Origin of the sequence: Streptomyces sp. NPDC059994 (assembly GCF_042737755.1) — a bacterium.
Lineage (GTDB): Bacteria > Actinomycetota > Actinomycetes > Streptomycetales > Streptomycetaceae > Streptomyces.
The window spans coordinates 26,824-43,110 of record NZ_JBHWUR010000065.1; the positions used below are offsets into that span (position 1 = coordinate 26,824).

Annotated in this window: 14 protein-coding genes; 11 read left to right on the forward strand and 3 right to left on the reverse strand. The window is 72.5% G+C overall.

What is annotated here, in order from left to right:
- Window positions 1-489 precede the first annotated feature (489 nt).
- Window positions 490-726 (forward strand): hypothetical protein, encoded by a 237-nt coding sequence (locus ACFWA7_RS26870; protein WP_385825573.1) that lies wholly within the window; start codon window positions 490-492, stop codon window positions 724-726.
- 71 nt (window positions 727-797) lie between these two features.
- Here ACFWA7_RS26870 and ACFWA7_RS26875 read toward each other — a convergent pair whose 3' ends face one another.
- The 3 genes from ACFWA7_RS26875 to ACFWA7_RS26885 all read right to left on the reverse strand — a co-directional run bounded on the left by ACFWA7_RS26875 (window position 798) and on the right by ACFWA7_RS26885 (window position 4,173).
- Entirely contained in the window at window positions 798-1,439 is a 642-nt protein-coding gene (locus tag ACFWA7_RS26875) for a DUF6415 family natural product biosynthesis protein (protein WP_385540194.1), read from the reverse strand.
- 31 nt (window positions 1,440-1,470) lie between these two features.
- The gene (locus tag ACFWA7_RS26880) at window positions 1,471-2,673 is read right to left on the reverse strand and encodes a GAF domain-containing protein (protein WP_385540192.1); all 1,203 of its coding nucleotides are present in this window, start codon (window positions 2,671-2,673) and stop codon (window positions 1,471-1,473) included.
- A gap of 372 nt (window positions 2,674-3,045) precedes the next feature.
- Complete coding sequence (locus ACFWA7_RS26885; protein ID WP_385825575.1) at window positions 3,046-4,173, reverse strand: LuxR C-terminal-related transcriptional regulator; 1,128 nt, start codon at window positions 4,171-4,173, stop codon at window positions 3,046-3,048.
- A 428-nt stretch (window positions 4,174-4,601) separates the two neighbouring features.
- Here ACFWA7_RS26885 and ACFWA7_RS26890 point away from each other — a divergent pair, with 428 nt between their 5' ends.
- From ACFWA7_RS26890 to asnB, 10 genes are all read left to right on the forward strand, one after another.
- Entirely contained in the window at window positions 4,602-6,017 is a 1,416-nt protein-coding gene (locus ACFWA7_RS26890) for an FAD-binding oxidoreductase (RefSeq protein ID WP_385825577.1), read from the forward strand.
- Window positions 6,014-6,655: an NADPH-dependent F420 reductase gene (locus tag ACFWA7_RS26895; protein WP_385540186.1), complete on the forward strand. Its 642-nt coding sequence runs from the start codon at window positions 6,014-6,016 to the stop codon at window positions 6,653-6,655. The genes ACFWA7_RS26890 and ACFWA7_RS26895 overlap by 4 nt, the downstream gene beginning before the upstream one ends.
- A 55-nt stretch (window positions 6,656-6,710) precedes the next feature.
- Window positions 6,711-7,898 (forward strand): MFS transporter, encoded by a 1,188-nt coding sequence (locus ACFWA7_RS26900; protein WP_385825579.1) that lies wholly within the window; start codon window positions 6,711-6,713, stop codon window positions 7,896-7,898.
- 420 nt (window positions 7,899-8,318) lie between these two features.
- A complete protein-coding gene (locus ACFWA7_RS26905; protein ID WP_385825581.1) occupies window positions 8,319-9,266 on the forward strand; it encodes a BTAD domain-containing putative transcriptional regulator in 948 nt (315 codons plus the stop codon).
- 221 nt (window positions 9,267-9,487) lie between these two features.
- Window positions 9,488-10,804 carry an aspartate kinase gene (locus ACFWA7_RS26910; RefSeq protein ID WP_385825583.1) on the forward strand — a complete coding sequence of 439 codons (1,317 nt, stop codon included), beginning with the start codon at window positions 9,488-9,490 and terminating at the stop codon, window positions 10,802-10,804.
- Between the two features lie 19 nt (window positions 10,805-10,823).
- Window positions 10,824-11,663: a 2-amino-3,7-dideoxy-D-threo-hept-6-ulosonate synthase gene (locus ACFWA7_RS26915; protein ID WP_385540179.1), complete on the forward strand. Its 840-nt coding sequence runs from the start codon at window positions 10,824-10,826 to the stop codon at window positions 11,661-11,663.
- Between the two features lie 14 nt (window positions 11,664-11,677).
- Window positions 11,678-12,784, forward strand: coding sequence for a 3-amino-4-hydroxybenzoic acid synthase (gene griH, locus ACFWA7_RS26920; RefSeq protein WP_385540178.1), 1,107 nt, complete (start codon window positions 11,678-11,680; stop codon window positions 12,782-12,784).
- A 165-nt stretch (window positions 12,785-12,949) separates the two neighbouring features.
- Complete coding sequence (locus ACFWA7_RS26925) at window positions 12,950-13,330, forward strand: tyrosinase family oxidase copper chaperone (protein WP_385540176.1); 381 nt, start codon at window positions 12,950-12,952, stop codon at window positions 13,328-13,330.
- Between the two features lie 25 nt (window positions 13,331-13,355).
- Window positions 13,356-14,273 carry a tyrosinase family protein gene (locus tag ACFWA7_RS26930; protein ID WP_385540174.1) on the forward strand — a complete coding sequence of 306 codons (918 nt, stop codon included), beginning with the start codon at window positions 13,356-13,358 and terminating at the stop codon, window positions 14,271-14,273.
- Window positions 14,274-14,292: 19 nt separating this feature from the next.
- Window positions 14,293-16,152, forward strand: a complete 1,860-nt coding sequence (asnB, locus tag ACFWA7_RS26935) for an asparagine synthase (glutamine-hydrolyzing) (protein ID WP_385540172.1) — start codon at window positions 14,293-14,295, stop codon at window positions 16,150-16,152.
- Window positions 16,153-16,287: the final 135 nt, after the last annotated feature.

A 16,287-nucleotide genomic window follows, 5' to 3' on the forward strand; every position in this document is an offset into this window, starting at 1 on the left:
GCTCCTCGTCGATGGCGAGGAGGTCGCCGTCAGGGGCGTCCACTTCGAGCCGGCGGCATGGGTTCAGCACGCGTGAGGCCGGGAAACCCCGTGAATGCGCGAACGGTGGAGGGGTGTTCTCCCAGGCCAGACATCCCGAGGCCGGGGTTTCCGCAGGTCACAGGCCCGCCCAAGGAAACCCCCTGAAGCCGGTGCCGCAGGTTCGAATCCGCCGGGGGCACAGTGTCTGACCAGCGCGTTCGCCCCAGTGGGGCGGGCGCGCTGTTTGTTGCAGGCGTGGCGGTGACGCGGTAACGCCGTCGTCATGCACAGCCCGCTCACGAAGCCGGTTCGGCCACCGCCACGGCCGGAGAATCGCAGCGGATGGGCGGTTTCCTGCTGACGGCCTCCCTCGTTGAGTAAGGGCTGATCTTGTTCGGCGGTCGAGCTGTGGCAAGACGGCGTGGATCTCCGGAGCACTCCGCTTCGGCGCGAGAAGAGGAGAACTTTGTGCGTCGCATGAGCATGGCCCTTGCCCTGGCTGTGGCTGTGGCTGTGGCTGCCGGGGGGCTCGGTGTGGCGGCGGCGACCGCCCAGGCCGCCCCCGCCTCCCCTGTTCAGGGGCCTCCGTTCCCCTACGCGGACTGCATCAAGGCCACGGCTCAGCACGGCGAGAGCCGGGCGTACGGCAAGTGGCACTGCGACCAGCTGGTCAAGAGGGGATGGGTCAAGCCGCCGAAGCGCTGATCGCCCTTTCGCGGAGCCACCTTCGCCGGTGGCCCACGGGCCGCGCGGGAGCCCCAGCGCGGACAGCGATCTCAGCGGGACTGAAGTTCACCGGCCGGCGCATCCAGCTCGCGCAGCAGCCGCACCTGGTCGAGGCAGCAGCGGGCCAGCCGCCGTGCGTGGGCGTACCGCCGTGCGAGGTCGAGGGACGAGCTGTCGGCCTCCAGTTGCCCGTACGCCTCGGTGATGCCGCGTGCGAACCGGGCCTGCGTGCCGTGGTCGAGGGCGAGTTGGGCGACCGCCTCCTGTGCCACGGGCAGGAGTGCCGTCAGGAAGTCCCGGGCCCGTGTGGCCGAGTCGTCGGCGTCCTGCGCGCCGGGCTCGTGCGTGTTGTCGTCGAAGAGCGCGCGGCAGGCCTGCCCGATGCTGTCGAGCTCGGGGAGGGCGCGTGGCTGCGCGATTCCCGCACGGCCGCGGCGGATCGTCTCGGTGATGCCGTCCTCGGAGCAGAAGACCTCGCGGTGCCGGGGTGGGCGGATCCAGTAGGCGCCGGGGCGTGCCGTGCGGTGCAGGGCCGGGATGCCGAGCCAGGTCCCTTCGTCCAGGCGGCACGCGTCGGGTGCGGTCTGCTGGCCGCACGCGCCGGGCGCCACCAACGCGTAGTACCAGCGGCCCGGCTCGTACGCGTCGTGGATCACCGCGCCGACGATCATCTCCCCGAGCCGGGCGCGCACCAGCTCCCCCCTCCCGGCCCCCGGCCCGGCCTCACGCGCAGTGGCTGTCGAAGCCCCCGACCCCCGCCGCCCCCCTCCCCACTCCCACAGCCAGCGCCACCGCCTGCCCCGCATAGGCCAGCATCCGTTCGCCCTCGGGGGTGAGGGTGGTGCGGGGGCGGGCCAGGATGTGGCCCAGCCAGGTCGTGCCGGCCCAGATCGCCGCTTGCCAGGTGCCGGCGTCCAGGAGCATGGGGGTGCGGGGGGACGGGGACGGTGGGGGGAGTGGGGGCCAGGTGTCCTCGCGGCCCGCCAGGGCCCGGCCTCGGTGGTCGCGGATCAGGATCTCCGCGTCCAGGAGTACGCCCACCTCCGCCGCCAGGCCCGCCACGCCCTGGCCGGAGAGGGCGAAGCCGATGATGTGGTCGCGTACCGCCTCCAGCCAGCGCTCCGTCTCGATCGTCTCCATCGCCAGCGCGCTGTGCTCCTCCAGCTTGGCCACCTCGGCGTTGTAGAGCTCCAGCCACTGCGCCTTGTCGATCGCGGCCGCCGCCAGGTCCGCCAGGGAGCCGAGGAGCGCGGCCTCGTCGGGCTCGAAGTGGCGTACGTCGCGGTGGGCCGCGTACAGCACGCCGACCGTGCCGCTCGCGTGGTGCAGCGGCAGGGCCAGTACCGAGCGGATTCCCTCGCGGGCGATCGCCGCGTCCAGGGCCGGATCGTGGTCCATACGGGTCTCGGACTGGTAGTCCGACGTCCAGAACGGGGCGCCCGTCGCCCGCACCACCGCGCCCACGCCGTACCCGCCGGGCAGTTGCAGGCCTATGTGCAGGGATGTCGTGGCTCCTGCCGAGGCTCGTATCACCGAGTCGCCCGTACCCGTCGTCAGTATCGCCACGAACGCCATGTCCACCTGGAGCAGCGCCCTCGTACGGTGGGCCACCGTCTTCACCAGGCCGTCCACGTCGCACGACGAGGCCAGTTCGCGGGCCGTGTCCAGGAGGGCCGCCAGGTCCGCCTCGCGTCTGCGGCGGCGGTCCAGGAACCCGTGCACCGTACGGCCCAGGCGGCCCGCCCGGTGGATGACCGCCAGTTCGTCCGCCGTCGCGCCCCGGTCGTGCGCGCGCACCAGCACCTCGTCGATGTCGTCCAACGAGGCTTGCGCGGCCAGCAGTTCGAGGATCTTCAGGGCGCCCGAGTCGCCCCCCTCGTCGCCCGGCCCCCAGTGCGCCGCCGCAGCCGTCGTCCTCTTCGCCACAACAAGCCTCCCCCGGCCCCGGACCCCCGGACGCGTCGGCATCAGCGTTCCGCGCCCAACCTATGTGCGCATTGTGTGGAGGCGGAAGGGGGGAGTCATGGAGATCCAGCGGGATCCGGCATTTGGTGCCCGGTCGGTGGCCGCCCGGTCGGTGGCCGCCCGATCGGTGGCCGCCCGATCGGTGGCCGCCCGATCAGTTGGTCCCCGGTCGGTGGCCGCCCGGTCGGTGGCCGCCCGATCAGTTGGTCCCCGGTCAGTCGGTGCCCGATCAGTTGGTGCCCGATCAGTCGGTGCCCGGCCAGTCGGTGCCCGGTCAGTCGGCAAGGCGCGGTCGCCCGGCCCGTGCGCGGGAGCGACCACGGCCTCCGCCCCTCACCCCCACACCCGCTGCTCCGACTCCTCCCCCAGCGGCGCGTAGTGCTCGGTGAACAGCTTGGCCACCAGTTCGCCGCGGCTGGACACCCGGACCTTCTCGAAGATCGCCTTCACATGGTCCCGGACGGTGTGCGGTGAGAGGAACAGTTTCCCGGCCATCTCCGCCGTGCCCAGACCGCGGGCGATGTGCTGCGTTATCTCCAGTTCGCGGTCGGTCAGTTCGTACGCCTTCACCATCAGCGGGGCGACCTCCGAGATCGACGCCCGCTCGATCACCACCGCCGACGCGCCCAGCTCGCCGTCCGCGCCGCGCAGGCAGGAGGCGTGGCAGGCCAGCCAGCGGCCGCCCTTGCTGCGCACCCGCACCCGGGCGACCCCCTTGTCCCAACCGGCCGCGATGGCACGGGCCTTGCTCGCCGTACTGTGCATCCAGGCCGGGACGGACACTCCCAGCGGGGTCGGCGTCGCGGGGCCGGGGACGATGTCGTCCAGGAGTTCGCGGGCCTCGTCGTTGACCGAAAGGAGACGGCCCGACGCGTCGAAGAGCAGCAGACCGGGGCCGGGGCCGTGGCTCGGGGTCGGCTCGGCGGACGGCTCGGTGAACGAGCGCAGACGTCGGCCCATCGCCGCCGACAGCTCCTTGACCACCAGGGTGTCGTCCGCGCCGAACGCCGGCGCCCCCTGCGCGCGGAACAGGCTGACCTGGCCCCACGGGTGGCCGCCCACGCGCAGCACGGCGCGCAGTTCGTCGTCGAGGCCGCGCGGCGCCAGGAAGTCGCGGTAGAGCGCGCTGCGGCCGGGCAGCCCGCCGGTGGCCTCGCGCAGCCCCGCCACCGGCAGCGGGGCGCGGGCCAGATCGCGGAACAGGTTGATGTTCTCCGAGAGCAGCTCGGACTCCCAGTAGACCGAGCAGCCCTCCTCGGTGAGGTTCTCCACCCGGATCGGCGAGGTCATCATGCCCGTCACCGGGTCGGTGGCCCGCCACACCGAGGCGTCGTACGCGATGAGGCGGCGCAGCTGCTCGGAGGCGGTGGCGAACAGGGCGAGGGCGTCGGGGGCCGCGCCGATGGCGGCGAGGAGCGTGTCGATGGCGTGGGTGGTGCTCGCGTTCCTGGGGACGGTCACGGGGCCGGTACTCCTTGGCGCTGCGCCGGGGATGGCGTTCGTCGGCTGCGGGCTGTCTGTGGCTGGGCACTCCCCCAGGTTCTCGGCTTCGCTCGAACAGGGGGGACCCCCATCGCGGCGGAGCCCGCACGTGTCACAGCCCCGCGCCCCTGAAGGGGCGCGGTACCGCAGCGGCCTTCCACAAATCCGCTCGGCTCGCCCCGCCTCCCGGTGCGCGGCGGGGAAGCGGCGGCGGCTGTCTTCGGGTGTGCCTCCACCCCGCCATCGTCCCTCACCCAACGCCCCGGCACACCCCCCTCAGTTGAGGGGGTCCACGCCGTGCCAACACCTTGATCTCGGGATGTCGCCCGGGGCGCCGCGCGACCCACGATGGTTGACGCCACGCCGACCCCGCCCCCCACCCCGCGCCGAATGAGGAGGCACCCACCGTGCGATCCGCCGTCCAGCACCCCCCGCACTTCCACGCCGACCAGGTCGCCGGGCTCGCCGCCGCCGTGCGGGGGCCCGTTCTCCTTCCCGGGCAGGACGGTTACGCCGAGGAGGGCGCGGGCTTCAACACCCTTCTGGAACACCGCCCCGCACTGGTGGTGGGCGCGACCGGGGCGGCGGACGTGGCGGCGGCGGTCCGGTTCGCCGCCGGGCACGGGCTGCCGGTCGCGGTCCAGGCGACCGGCCACGGCGCGGCCAGGGCCGCCGACGGCGCGGTGCTCGTCTCCACCCGCCGGATGACCGGGCTGAGGATCGCGCCGGACCGGTCCACCGCGCGCATGGCCGCCGGGGTGCTCTGGGAGCAGGTCGTCCACGAAGGCGCGGCCTACGGCCTCGCCCCGCTCAACGGCTCGTCGCCGCTGGTCGGCGCCGTCTCGTACACGCTCGGCGGCGGTCTCGCGGTGCTGGCCCGCACCTTCGGGTACGCGGCCGACCACGTCCGCGGCCTCGACGTGGTGACCGCCGACGGCGCTCTGCGCCAGGTCGACGAGGAGCGCGAGCCGGAGCTGTTCTGGGGGCTGTGCGGCGGCAAGGGCAACTTCGGGATCGTCACCTCGATGGAGATCGGCCTGATGCCGGTGCGCCGTGTGTACGGCGGGGCGCTCACCTTCGACGGGGCGATGGCCCCGGCCGTGCTGCGCGCCTGGCTGGAGTGGACGGCGCTGGTGCCGCGGGAGATGAGCTCCTCGCTCGCCCTGGTGCGCTTCCCCGACGATCCGGCGCTGCCCGCCGAGATCCGCGGCCGCTTCGTCACCCAGGTGCGGATCGCGTTCACCGGCGCCGCGACAGAGGGCGCCCAACTGGTCATGCCGCTGCGGGAGTTGGGGGAGCGAGTGCTCGACACCGTACGGGAGATGCCGTACGCGGAGGTCGCCTCGATCCACGGCGATCCGACCGAGCCGTACACGTACCACGAGCGCACCATGATGCTCGGCGAGCTGGACCGGGCGGCGGCCGGGCGGCTCCTCGCGCTGGCCGGGCCCGGCTCCGGCTGCCCGCTCGGGCTTGTGGAGCTGCGCCACCTCGGCGGGGCGCTGCGCCAGCCGGTGCGGCACGAGAACGCGGTGGGCAACCGCGACGCGCGCTACTGCCTGCTCACCGTCGCCCCCGGGCCGCGCCCGTCCGGTCAGGCGGCGGACGACCTGCTGCTCGACCGGCTGGCGCCCTGGGCGACCGGCGGCAAGTACCTCAACTTCCTGGACTCCTCGGCCGGGGAGGAGCACGTACGCGCCGCCTTCACCCCGGGCTCCTACGCACGCCTCGCCGCGCTCAAGGCCCGGTACGACCCCGGGAACATGTTCCGCGTCAACCACAACATCGCCCCCGCGGCACTCCCGAGCGGGGTGTCGGCGTGAGTGTCGGGGTGATCGGCGCGGGGCCCATGGGCCGGGCCGCCGCACGGCAGTTCGCGCTCGCGGGCGAGACCGTACGGCTCGCGGACCGCTCCCCGGAGCGCGCGGTACGGGCGGCGGCCGCCGCGGGCGCGGGAACCCGGGGCAGCGTCGAGGCCCACGACGTCGACAGCGTCCTGGAGGCCGAGCTCATCACGCTCGCCATGGGCACCGAGGAGACCCTCGCCTTCGTCGTCCACCACCGCTCGGCGCTCGCCGGGAAGATCCTCATCGACACCACCAACCCGGTGGAGGAGGCCGGCAACGCGGCGCTCGGCCGGACCGGCCCCAGCATGACCGAGCTGATCGCCCGGGCCGCCCCGCAGTCCTCCGTCGTCAAGGCGTTCAACACCGCCTGCGCGGCCACCCTCTTCGCCGGCCGGGTCGACGGCGCCCATCTCGACGTGTTCGTGGCGGGCGACGACTACAGCGCCAAGATCCCGGTCATCGAGCTCATCGACCGGGCGGGGCTGCGCGGCCTCGACGCGGGCGATCTGCGCAACGCGCACGTCCTGGAGCAGATGGCGCTGCTGTGCATGGAACTCATCGAGCGGCTCGGCCTGGGCCTGGGCGCCGGGATCAAGCTCCTGCCCGACGGGTGACCGCACCCCGACAGACCGTCCCCGCCCCTTCCCCGCACATCTCCAAGGAGTCACCGTGCGTCTACGGCTGCTCGTCCTCGCCCTGGGCAACTTCGCGATGGGCGTCGACACGTTCATCATCGCGCCCATCCTCGACCCCATGGCCGACGACTTCGGCGTCTCCCGCACCACCGCGGGCTGGCTGATCACCGCCTTCGCGCTCGCGTACGCGATCGGCGGACCGCTGCTCGCGGCGGCCACCGGGCACCGGCCGCCCCGCCAGCTGCTGCTCGGCGCCCTGGGCGTCTTCGCGGTCGGCAACGCGCTCACCGCCGTGGCCGGGGACTACTCCTGGGCCATGGCCGGGCGGGTCGTGGCCGGTGCCGGTGCCTCCATGTACACCGCCAACTCCCTTGCCGTGGCGCGGGCGATGGTGCCGCCGGAGCGGGCCGGGCGGGCGGCGGCGCTGGTGGTGGGCGGGCTGACCGCGGCCATCGTGCTGGGCCTGCCGCTGGGCGCCTGGCTGGGCGACCAGGCGGGCTGGCGCGCGGCCCTGTGGCTGGTGGTGGGGCTGACCGCGGTGGCGACCGCCGGTATCGCGGCGACCGTCCCGCAGCTCAAGGGACAGGCGGCGACGACCCTGCGGGCCCGGCTCGCACCGCTGGGGCAGCCGCGCGTACTGGTCACGCTGATCGCCACCTGGCTCTGCCTGAGCACCAGTTGGACCGTCTACAACTACATCGACGAGGTGATGGACAAGGCGACCGGCGGCGACGCGGGCCGCACCTCGCTGATCCTGCTCTGCTTCGGCATCGGGGCGGTGTCGGGCAACCTCCTCACCGGGCGCCTCACCGACCGGATCGGGCCGGTGCGGACCATCACGGTCGCCGCCCCGCTCCTGGTCACCGCCGCCACGCTCACCCCGCTGCTCTCCAAGTCGCTGGCCGCGGGCATCGCCATGGCGACCGCCTGGGGCGTGTGCCACTGGATGATCAACGTGCCGCAGCAGATGCGCCTTGTGGCGACGGCGCCGCAGTCCGCGCCGCTCCTGCTCGGCCTGCACCAGAGCACGATCTACATCGGCATCAGCACCGGCGGCGTGGCCGGGGCCGCCGGGTACTCCGCCGACGGCGCCTCGGGCGTCGGCTACGCCGCGCTGACCGTGGGGGTGGTGGCGCTGGGCGTCCTCGCGCTCTCCCTGCGGATCAACCGTCCGGCGGCCGCCCCCGCGACGGCCGCGCCCACCGCCGCCCCGGCACGCTAGGGCCTGTCCGGTGGATCTGGTCGGCACGCGGGGGTCTGGCACGCCCTCCCCCAAGGCCTTGAGGGCCAGGGGGGACCCCCAGCGGCGTTGTCGTCGGTTGCCGACGCTCCGCGTCGACGCCCTCCTCCGCCTTGCAGCATTGGGGTCTCCCCTGCTCGAACGAAGTTGAGAGCTTGGGGAAGCACCAGACCCCCGCTCACCAGCACCGAACAGGCGCCCCGGGCCGAGGCCGACCAGATCCACCGGACAGGCCCTAGACGGGCTGCTCGACGCGTACTCCACGGGCCATCTGAAATCCTTGCCGAAGACGTTCCGCCCGGCCGCCGCATCGGCCGGGCCGGAATTGCGTCCGGCGGCCGAAAAAGGCCGCCGGAGGCCGAAAAGTCTTGCTAGAACGCCGACTTGGGGAGGGCTCAGCCAATGCAGTCAGCGGGAAACCAAGCATTCACTTTCCGGATACTCGGCCCACTTGAAGTGGAATGCGCGGGCCGTAAGGTCCGCCTGGGCGGATTTAGGCAGCAGGCACTGCTCGCCACGCTCTTACTGGAAGCCGAACACGTCGTACCGGTCGAACGGCTCCTGGAGGCCATCTGGGAGGACACCCCGCCCGCCTCCGCCAAGGGGCAGGTGCGGATCTGTGTGTCCGCGATCCGCCGCCAGTTCGTCGGGGCGGGCGTGGGCGACCTCATCGAGACGCACCCCGCCGGGTACCGCATCCGGCTGCCCAGCACCGCGCTCGACCTGGCCCGCTTCGAGCACCTGGCCGCCCTCGGGCGCCGGGCGGCCCGCGACAAGCAGCCCGAGCAGGCGGTGGACCTGTTCCGCTCGGCCCTGGCGCAGTGGAAGGGCCCGGTGGCCGCGGGCCTGGAGAGCAGGGTGCTGCGCCAGGCCGCCACGATGCTGCGCGAGGAGCAGCTCTCCGTCCTGGAGGAGTGCGTCGACCTGGAGCTCCAGATGGGGCGGCACCGCAAGGTGGTCGGGGAGCTGTACCGGCAGGTCGCCGAGAACCCGTACCGCGAGCAGATGTGCGGCCAGCTGATGCTCGCCCTGTACCGCTCGGGGCGGCAGGCGGACGCGCTGCGGCAGTTCCGCGAGACCCGGACGCTCCTCTCGGCGGAACTGGGCATCGACCCCGGTGAATCACTGCGCACCCTGGAGCAGGCCATCCTGGCCGAGGACCCGTCGCTGGAAACGCCCAGCCGGCCGGTCCCCGCGCAGCCGGGCGCGGCCCCGGTCGCCTCGCTGATCCGCCAGCCCGCACACCGGGCCGTGAAGACGTCCTGGACCGACCACACGCTGGCCATGCGCACCCGGCTGACGAGTTTGCAGCAGGCGAATCTCCGCCTCCAGGCAACGTTGAAACTCTGACGAAATCCGGTGGGCGCAGTCCCCACCAGCGATTTCCGCGATGCCCCGTGCCCTCGGCACGGGGCATCGCGCATCCGGTATCGCCGCGCGCCGGTCCGCGATATCCGCGTGAAACCTGGCCGATACGCGCCTCGGGGAGCGTCACCGCCGGTGGGGCCGGACGGGAAAGGCACGGGGATCCGGGAAACGGCCTCGCCGAAGCCGTAGGAAAGGACTGCTTCATGGCTCTCTCGAACGGCGGAGGTGACCCCTCGCACGCCGAACGCCCCGACCGGCGCGGGCCCGTGGTGCACAAGTACGGCGGGAGCTCGCTCACCACGCTCAAGCAGGTCCGTGCCGTGGCGCAGCGGGTCGCGGCCGCCCGCCGCACCGGCCGCGACGTCGTCGTCGTGGTCTCGGCCCGGGGGAACACCACCGACCGGCTGCTCCGGCTGACGGAGTCCGTCGGAGCGCCCCCGGCGGGCCGGGAGACCGACCAGCTGCTCGCGACCGGCGAGAGCGCGTCCGCCGCGCTGCTCGCCATGGCCCTGCACCGCACCGGGGTGCGGGCGGTGTCCCTGGTCGGCGCCCAGACCGGCATCCTGGCGACCGGCGCGCACGGCCGGGGCGTGATCGTCGCCGTGGACACCGAGGCCATCGGCGAGGTGCTCGCCCAGGGCGCGGTCGCGGTGGTCGCCGGGTTCCAGGGGCTCACCGCGCGGCGCGACGTGATCACGCTGGGGCGCGGCGGGTCGGACACCACGGCGGTGGCCGTGGCCGCCGAACTCGGCGCCGCGCACTGCGAGATCTACACCGACGTCGACGGCGTGTACACCGCCGACCCCCGGGTGCTGCCCGCCGCCTCGGTCCTGCCGGTCGTCGACGTCGACGTGATGGCCGAGATGTCGTTCGCCGGCGCCAGGGTCATGCACGCCCGGGCCGTGGAGCTGGCGGCGCTGCGGAAGGTCGACATCCACGTCAAGCACTCCGCACGGCCCGGTCCCGGGACCGTGATCGCCGCCAGGGAGGAGACGAAAGCCGACATGCTCGAATCACCGACGACCGTCACCGGAGTGGTCCTCGACGCGGACGTTGCCCGGGTGACCCTGCGCTTCGGCGCGGGCGACGCGGACGCGGCGACCGACGTCTTCGCCTTCCTCGCCCGTGAGTCCCTCTCCGTCGACATGGCGGCGCTCTCCGACGGGAGCACGGGCGTGCACATCGGCATCACCCTGCACACCGACGACGTACAGCCGCTGCGGGACTTCCTGGCCCGGCGCCCCGGGCCGCCGGGCCGGCGCATGGAGTCCGACGAGGGGATCACCAAGCTCTCCCTCGTCGGTACGGGACTGCTCAGCCGCCCGGACAGCACCGCCCGGCTGCTGCGCTGCCTCAAGTCCGAGGCGATCGCGCCCAGTTCCGTCTCCACATCGCAGATGCGGATCTCGGTGACCGTCCCGGACGACGACGCGGTCCGGGCCGCCCGGGTCCTGCACGACGAGTTCGGTCTTGCCGCGCTCAACGCCGGGACGGGGTTCACCGCGCCCGTGCCCGCCTGATCCGACAGAGGAGGTTCCGATGATGTTGCACCATTCCTTTGCACGGCAGCTGCGGCTACGGCGGATCCATCGCCACGGCGGCGACCGGCTGCTGGTCGTCCCGCTGGACCATTCGGTCACCGACGGCCCGCTGACCGGCGGCAACCGTCTCGACCACCTGGTCGGGCAGCTGGCGGACAACGGCGTGGACGCGGTGGTCCTGCACAAGGGCAGCCTGCGGTACGTCGACTCCGCCCGGTTCGCCCGCACCTCGCTGATCGTGCATCTGAGCGCCAGCACCGTGCACGCCCCCGACCCCAACGACAAGTACCTGGTCGCCAGCGTCGAGGAGTGCCTGCGGCTCGGCGCGGACGCGGTCAGCGTGCACGTCAACCTCGGCTCCACGCAGGAGCGCCAGCAGGTCGCGGACATGGCCGCCGTGGCGGACGCCTGCGACCGGTGGAACGTGCCGCTGCTCGCCATGATGTACCCGCGCGGCCCGAAGATCACCAACCCGCGCGACCCGGCGCTGATCGCGCACGCGGCCTCGCTCGCCGCCGATCTGGGCGCCGACATCGTCAAGACCGTCTGCGCCGAGTCCATCGCCGAGATGCGCGACATCACCTCCGCGTCCCCGGTCCCCCTCATCGTCGTCGGCGGCCCCCGGGAGCCCGACGAGAGCCGGGTGCTCGCCTACGTCGACGAGGCGCTGCGCGGCGGCGCCAGCGGCGTGGCGATGGGCCGCAACGTCTTCCTCGCGCCGGACCCCGGGGCCATGGCCGCCAAGGTCGCCCGGCTGATCCACCCCGTACCGCACGACCTGCCCGCGCACAGCGCGGCCCCCGAGGCTCTCGCCGTACCGCTGACCACCGTCTCTTAAGAGGAGTTCTCCCCATGAAGCTCAGCTGGCTCGACGCCCGTTCGCTCGGCGAGGCCAAGGAGGCCATCCTCCAGGAGGCCCTGCACTACCGGCTCGAAGGCATCGTCGCCGACGACCCCGCCGACCTGGCCGACCTGCCGCCGACGATCACCAAGGTCCTCTTCCCGCAGGGCAAGCCGCTCCCGGACGGGTTCGGGGACGCGTCGGTGGTCATCGTGGACCCGGCGGCGCACGGCATCACCCCGGCCGAACTGGCCGTCAAGCACCCGGAGATCGAGTTCGGGCGCTTCGTGGAGATCATCGACGCGCCCACCCTGGAGGACGCCTGCGAGTCCGCGCGCACCGAGAAGTGGAGCGTGCTGCTCTTCCGCGACCCCACCAAGATCCCGCTGGAGATCGTGATCGCGGCGGCCGCCCGGGCCACCGGCAGCATGATCACCGTCGCCCAGGACGTGGAGGAGGCCGAGATCATCTTCGGCGTCCTGGAGCACGGCTCCGACGGCGTCATGATGGCGCCCAAGGCCGTCGGCGACGCGGCCCACCTCAAGGCCGCCGCCACCGCCGACGTGCCCAACCTCAACCTCGTCGAGCTGGAGGTACGGCAGACCGAGCACATCGGCATGGGCGAGCGCGCCTGCGTCGACACCTGCACCTACTTCCGCGAGGACGAGGGCATCCTGGTCGGCTCGCACTCCAAGGGCATGATCCTGTGCGTCAGCGAGACGCACCCGCTGCCCTACATGCCGACCCGGCCGTTCCGCGTCAACGCGGGCGCGATCCACTCGTACACCCTCTCCAAGGACGAGCGGACCAACTACCTCAGCGAGCTCAAGGCGGGCAGCAAGGTCCTCGCGGTCGACATCAAGGGCCAGACCCGGATCGTCACCGTCGGGCGGGTCAAGATCGAGTCCCGGCCGCTGATCTCGATCGACGCGGTGGCGCCGAACGGGCAGCAGGTGAACCTGATCCTCCAGGACGACTGGCACGTGCGGGTCCTCGGACCCGGCGGTGTGGTGCTGAACAGCACCGAGCTCAAGCCGGGGGACAAGGTGCTCGGGTTCCTGCCGAGCGAGGACCGGCATGTGGGCTACCCGATCGATGAGTTCTGCCTGGAGAAGTAGCGGGTCGCTGGGGCGCGGTTGGTCGGCTGCGGGTCCGCTTGGGCTGGTCGCGCCCACGCGGCGGAGCCGCACATGTCACAGCCCCGCGCCCCTTAGGTATCACGGCCGCAGCGGTGCCGTAAGGCGCCGCCGCGGCCCCATCCCCACCCACAGAAAGGTCCCCCCATGCTCAACCGCCGCGATGTGATCAAGCGGGGCGCGGTCGCCGCCACCGTCGCCACCGGGCTCTCCGGAGCCGCCGGGGTCGCCGTCTACGGCACCCGCAACGGCTCCGGCCACGCCCCCGTCGCCGCCGCCCACAGCGACGACCACACCGAGACCTACAAGGGCCGCACCATCCAGGTCACCCGGACCGGCGCGGACCACGCCGTCTCCATAGACGGCAAGCCGCTGCACCTGATGAAGCTCGGTGAGGGCGCCTATCTGAGCGCCCTGTGCCACTACGAGGTCGCCAAGACGCCGCTGCACGCCGCCCGCGCCGCCGTCGACGAGCTGCACGGCGCCAACCTCGTACCGCTCGGTGACGCCTCCCACCACTCCATGTGATCCCGCGAGATTGAGGAACAGGACCATGACGCACGTCCGCAGGAACCACCTGGACATGTCGCGCAGCGAGCGGCGGCGGTTCATCAAGGCCGTCGTGGAGATCAAGCGGCGCGGGATCTACGACCGGTTCGTCAAGCTCCACGTCGACGTCAACTCCCAGGACTACCTCGACAAGGACACCGGCAAGCGGGTCGGCCACATCAACCCGGGGTTCTTCCCCTGGCACCGGCAGTACCTGATGGAGTTCGAGAAGGAGCTGCGCCGGGTCGACCCGACGGTGACCCTGCCGTACTGGGACTGGACCAAGGACCAGTCGCCCCAGTCGCCCCTGTGGGCCGACGACTTCATGGGCGGCGACGGGCGGGCATCCGACGGCATGGTGATGACGGGCCCGTTCGCCTACCCCAACGGCTGGCAGCTCAAGGTCAACGTGCAGCCCGAGGGCGACGAGAACCCCGCGCTCAACGGCCACTACACCGTGGACGACCGCAAGTTCCTGATCCGCCGCATCGCCCAGAAGATGCCCTCGCTGCCCTCGCCCGAGCAACTCCAGCAGACCATGGACCTGCCGGTCTACGACTGCCCGCCGTGGAACTACACCTCCGGCAGCCAGCCGCCGTACAACAGCTTCCGCAACCACCTGGAGGGCTACACCAACTTCGCCTGGGAGCCCCCGGCGGGGAAGCTGCACGGCGCCGGGCACCAGTGGGTGGGCGGCCACATGATGTACATCTCCTCCCCCAACGACCCGGTCTTCTTCCTGCACCACTGCTTCATCGACAAGATCTGGGCCGACTGGCAGACGCTCCACCCGGACGTGCCGCACTACCTGCCGCAGGAGCCGACCCCCGAGGTCGCCGATCCGAGCACCCCGCTGTTCCCGTGGCACACCAGGACCGTCGCCGAGGTCGTCGACCACCGCCGGTACTACACCTACGCCTGACGAGAGGGGGGTCTGAGACATGTGCGGTATAGCGGGCTGGGTCGGTTACGGCCACGACGTCACGCGGCACGAGGAGAGCGCCCGGGCCATGACCGCCACCATGGTCTGCCGCGGACCCGACGCGGGCGGGGTGTGGACCGGCCGGCACGTCGCGCTCGGCCACCGGCGCCTCGCGGTCATCGACATCGAGGGCGGCAAGCAGCCGATGAGCGCCGGGTTCGGCGCCGCCCCCGAGGCGGTCGTCACCTACAGCGGCGAGGTGTACAACTACCGGGAGCTGCGGGCCGAGTTGAGCGCCCGGGGCCACCGGTTCCGCACCTCCAGCGACACCGAGGTGGTGCTCCAGGCGTATCTGGAGTGGGGAGACTCCTTCGTCGAGCGGCTCAACGGCATGTTCGCGTTCGCCCTGTGGGACACCCGCAGCGAGGAACTGCTCCTGGTGCGCGACCGGATGGGCGTCAAGCCGCTCCTGTACTACCCCACCGACGACGGAGTGCTCTTCGGCTCCGAGCCCAAGGCGATCCTCGCCCATCCGCTGGCCGAGCCGGTCGTCGACGCCGAGGGCCTGCGCGAGGTGTTCGGCCTGACGATGACACCCGAACACGCCGTGTTCCGCGGGATGTACGAGGTGCGGCCCGGCAGCATGGTCCGTCTCTCGCGGCGCGGTCTGCGCAAGACGCGGTACTGGCAGCTGGAGTCGCACCCGCACACCGACGACCTGGACACCACCGTCGGCACGGTCCGCGAGATCCTCGACGACACCGTGCGCCGCCAGCTCGTCTCCGACGTGCCGCTGTGCTCGCTGCTCTCCGGCGGCCTCGACTCCAGCGCGGTCACCGCGCTCGCCGCCCGGGCGCTCGCCGAGGAGGGCAGCGGCCGCATCCGCACCTTCTCCGTCGACTTCACCGGCCACGCCGAGCGGTTCGAGGCCAACGCGGTGTGGGAGGCGCCGGACGCGCCGTTCGTGAAGGAGGCGGTCGCCCACATCGGCACGGACCACGAGGACATCGTCCTCGACAACGCTCAGCTGCTCACGCCCGAGGTGCGCGGCGCGGTGCTGCGCGCGCTCGACCTGCCCACCGTCACCGGTGACATGGAGTACTCGCTCTACCTGCTCTTCCAGGCGGTACGGGCCCGCTCCACGGTAGCCCTGTCCGGCGAGTCGGCCGACGAGCTCTTCGGCGGCTACAGCCACTTCCACGACCCGGAGGCGGTCTCCTCGGCCACCTTCCCCTGGCACCTGCCCTACCGGCGGGCCGGCGGCCAGGACGCGCTGCGCACCACGGGCCTGTGGGACCGGCTCGACCTCGGCGCCTACATCGACCAGCGCTACAAGGAAGCCATCGGCGACGTTCCCGCCCTGCCCGGCGAGAGCCCGCAGGAAGCGCGGATGCGCGAGATCAGCCATCTGCACCTCACGCGCTTCGTCAACTTCCTGCTCGACCGCAAGGACCGGATCAGCATGGCGGTGGGCCTGGAGGTCCGCGTCCCGTTCTGCGACCACCGCCTCGTCGAGTACGTCTTCAACACCCCTTGGGCGATGAAGACGTTCGACGGCCGCGAGAAGAGCCTGCTGCGCGCCGCGACCCAGGACGTGCTGCCGCGCTCGATCGTGGAGCGCAAGAAGAGCCCGTACCCGTCCACCCAGGACGTCCAGTACGAGATCTCCCTGCGCGACCGGATCACGGCCCTGGCCTCGGGCGACTCCCCCGTACTGGACCTCGTCGACCCGAAGGGCCTGCGACGCCTGCTTGAGCGCCCCGTGGGCTCGTACTCGATCGGCGGGCCCTACAGCGGGCGCGCGGTCATGGAGCGGCTGATCGACCTGGACGCCTGGATCCGCGGCTACGGCATCCGCTTCGTGCCCGAGGCGGGCTGAGATGCCCGGACCCGCGATGGGGCGCCGGGCGGTGCTCGCGGCCTTGGCGGCCGCCGCCGTGGCGTACACGGCTCCGGCCGCCGCCGCCCGCCCGGCGCCCGGCGACAGGCCCTCCGGCCCGGCGGTGGCCCGCAC

What these genes read in the sequence shown, in the direction of transcription:
- ACFWA7_RS26915 (WP_385540179.1), top strand. Translation starts at nt 10,824, where the DNA reads ATGATGTTGCACCATTCCTTTGCACGGCAGCTGCGGCTACGGCGGATC.
- ACFWA7_RS26910 (WP_385825583.1), top strand. Translation starts at nt 9,488, where the DNA reads ATGGCTCTCTCGAACGGCGGAGGTGACCCCTCGCACGCCGAACGCCCC.
- ACFWA7_RS26925 (WP_385540176.1), top strand. Translation starts at nt 12,950, where the DNA reads ATGCTCAACCGCCGCGATGTGATCAAGCGGGGCGCGGTCGCCGCCACC.
- griH (WP_385540178.1), top strand. Translation starts at nt 11,678, where the DNA reads ATGAAGCTCAGCTGGCTCGACGCCCGTTCGCTCGGCGAGGCCAAGGAG.
- ACFWA7_RS26905 (WP_385825581.1), top strand. Translation starts at nt 8,319, where the DNA reads ATGCAGTCAGCGGGAAACCAAGCATTCACTTTCCGGATACTCGGCCCA.
- asnB (WP_385540172.1), top strand. Translation starts at nt 14,293, where the DNA reads ATGTGCGGTATAGCGGGCTGGGTCGGTTACGGCCACGACGTCACGCGG.
- ACFWA7_RS26930 (WP_385540174.1), top strand. Translation starts at nt 13,356, where the DNA reads ATGACGCACGTCCGCAGGAACCACCTGGACATGTCGCGCAGCGAGCGG.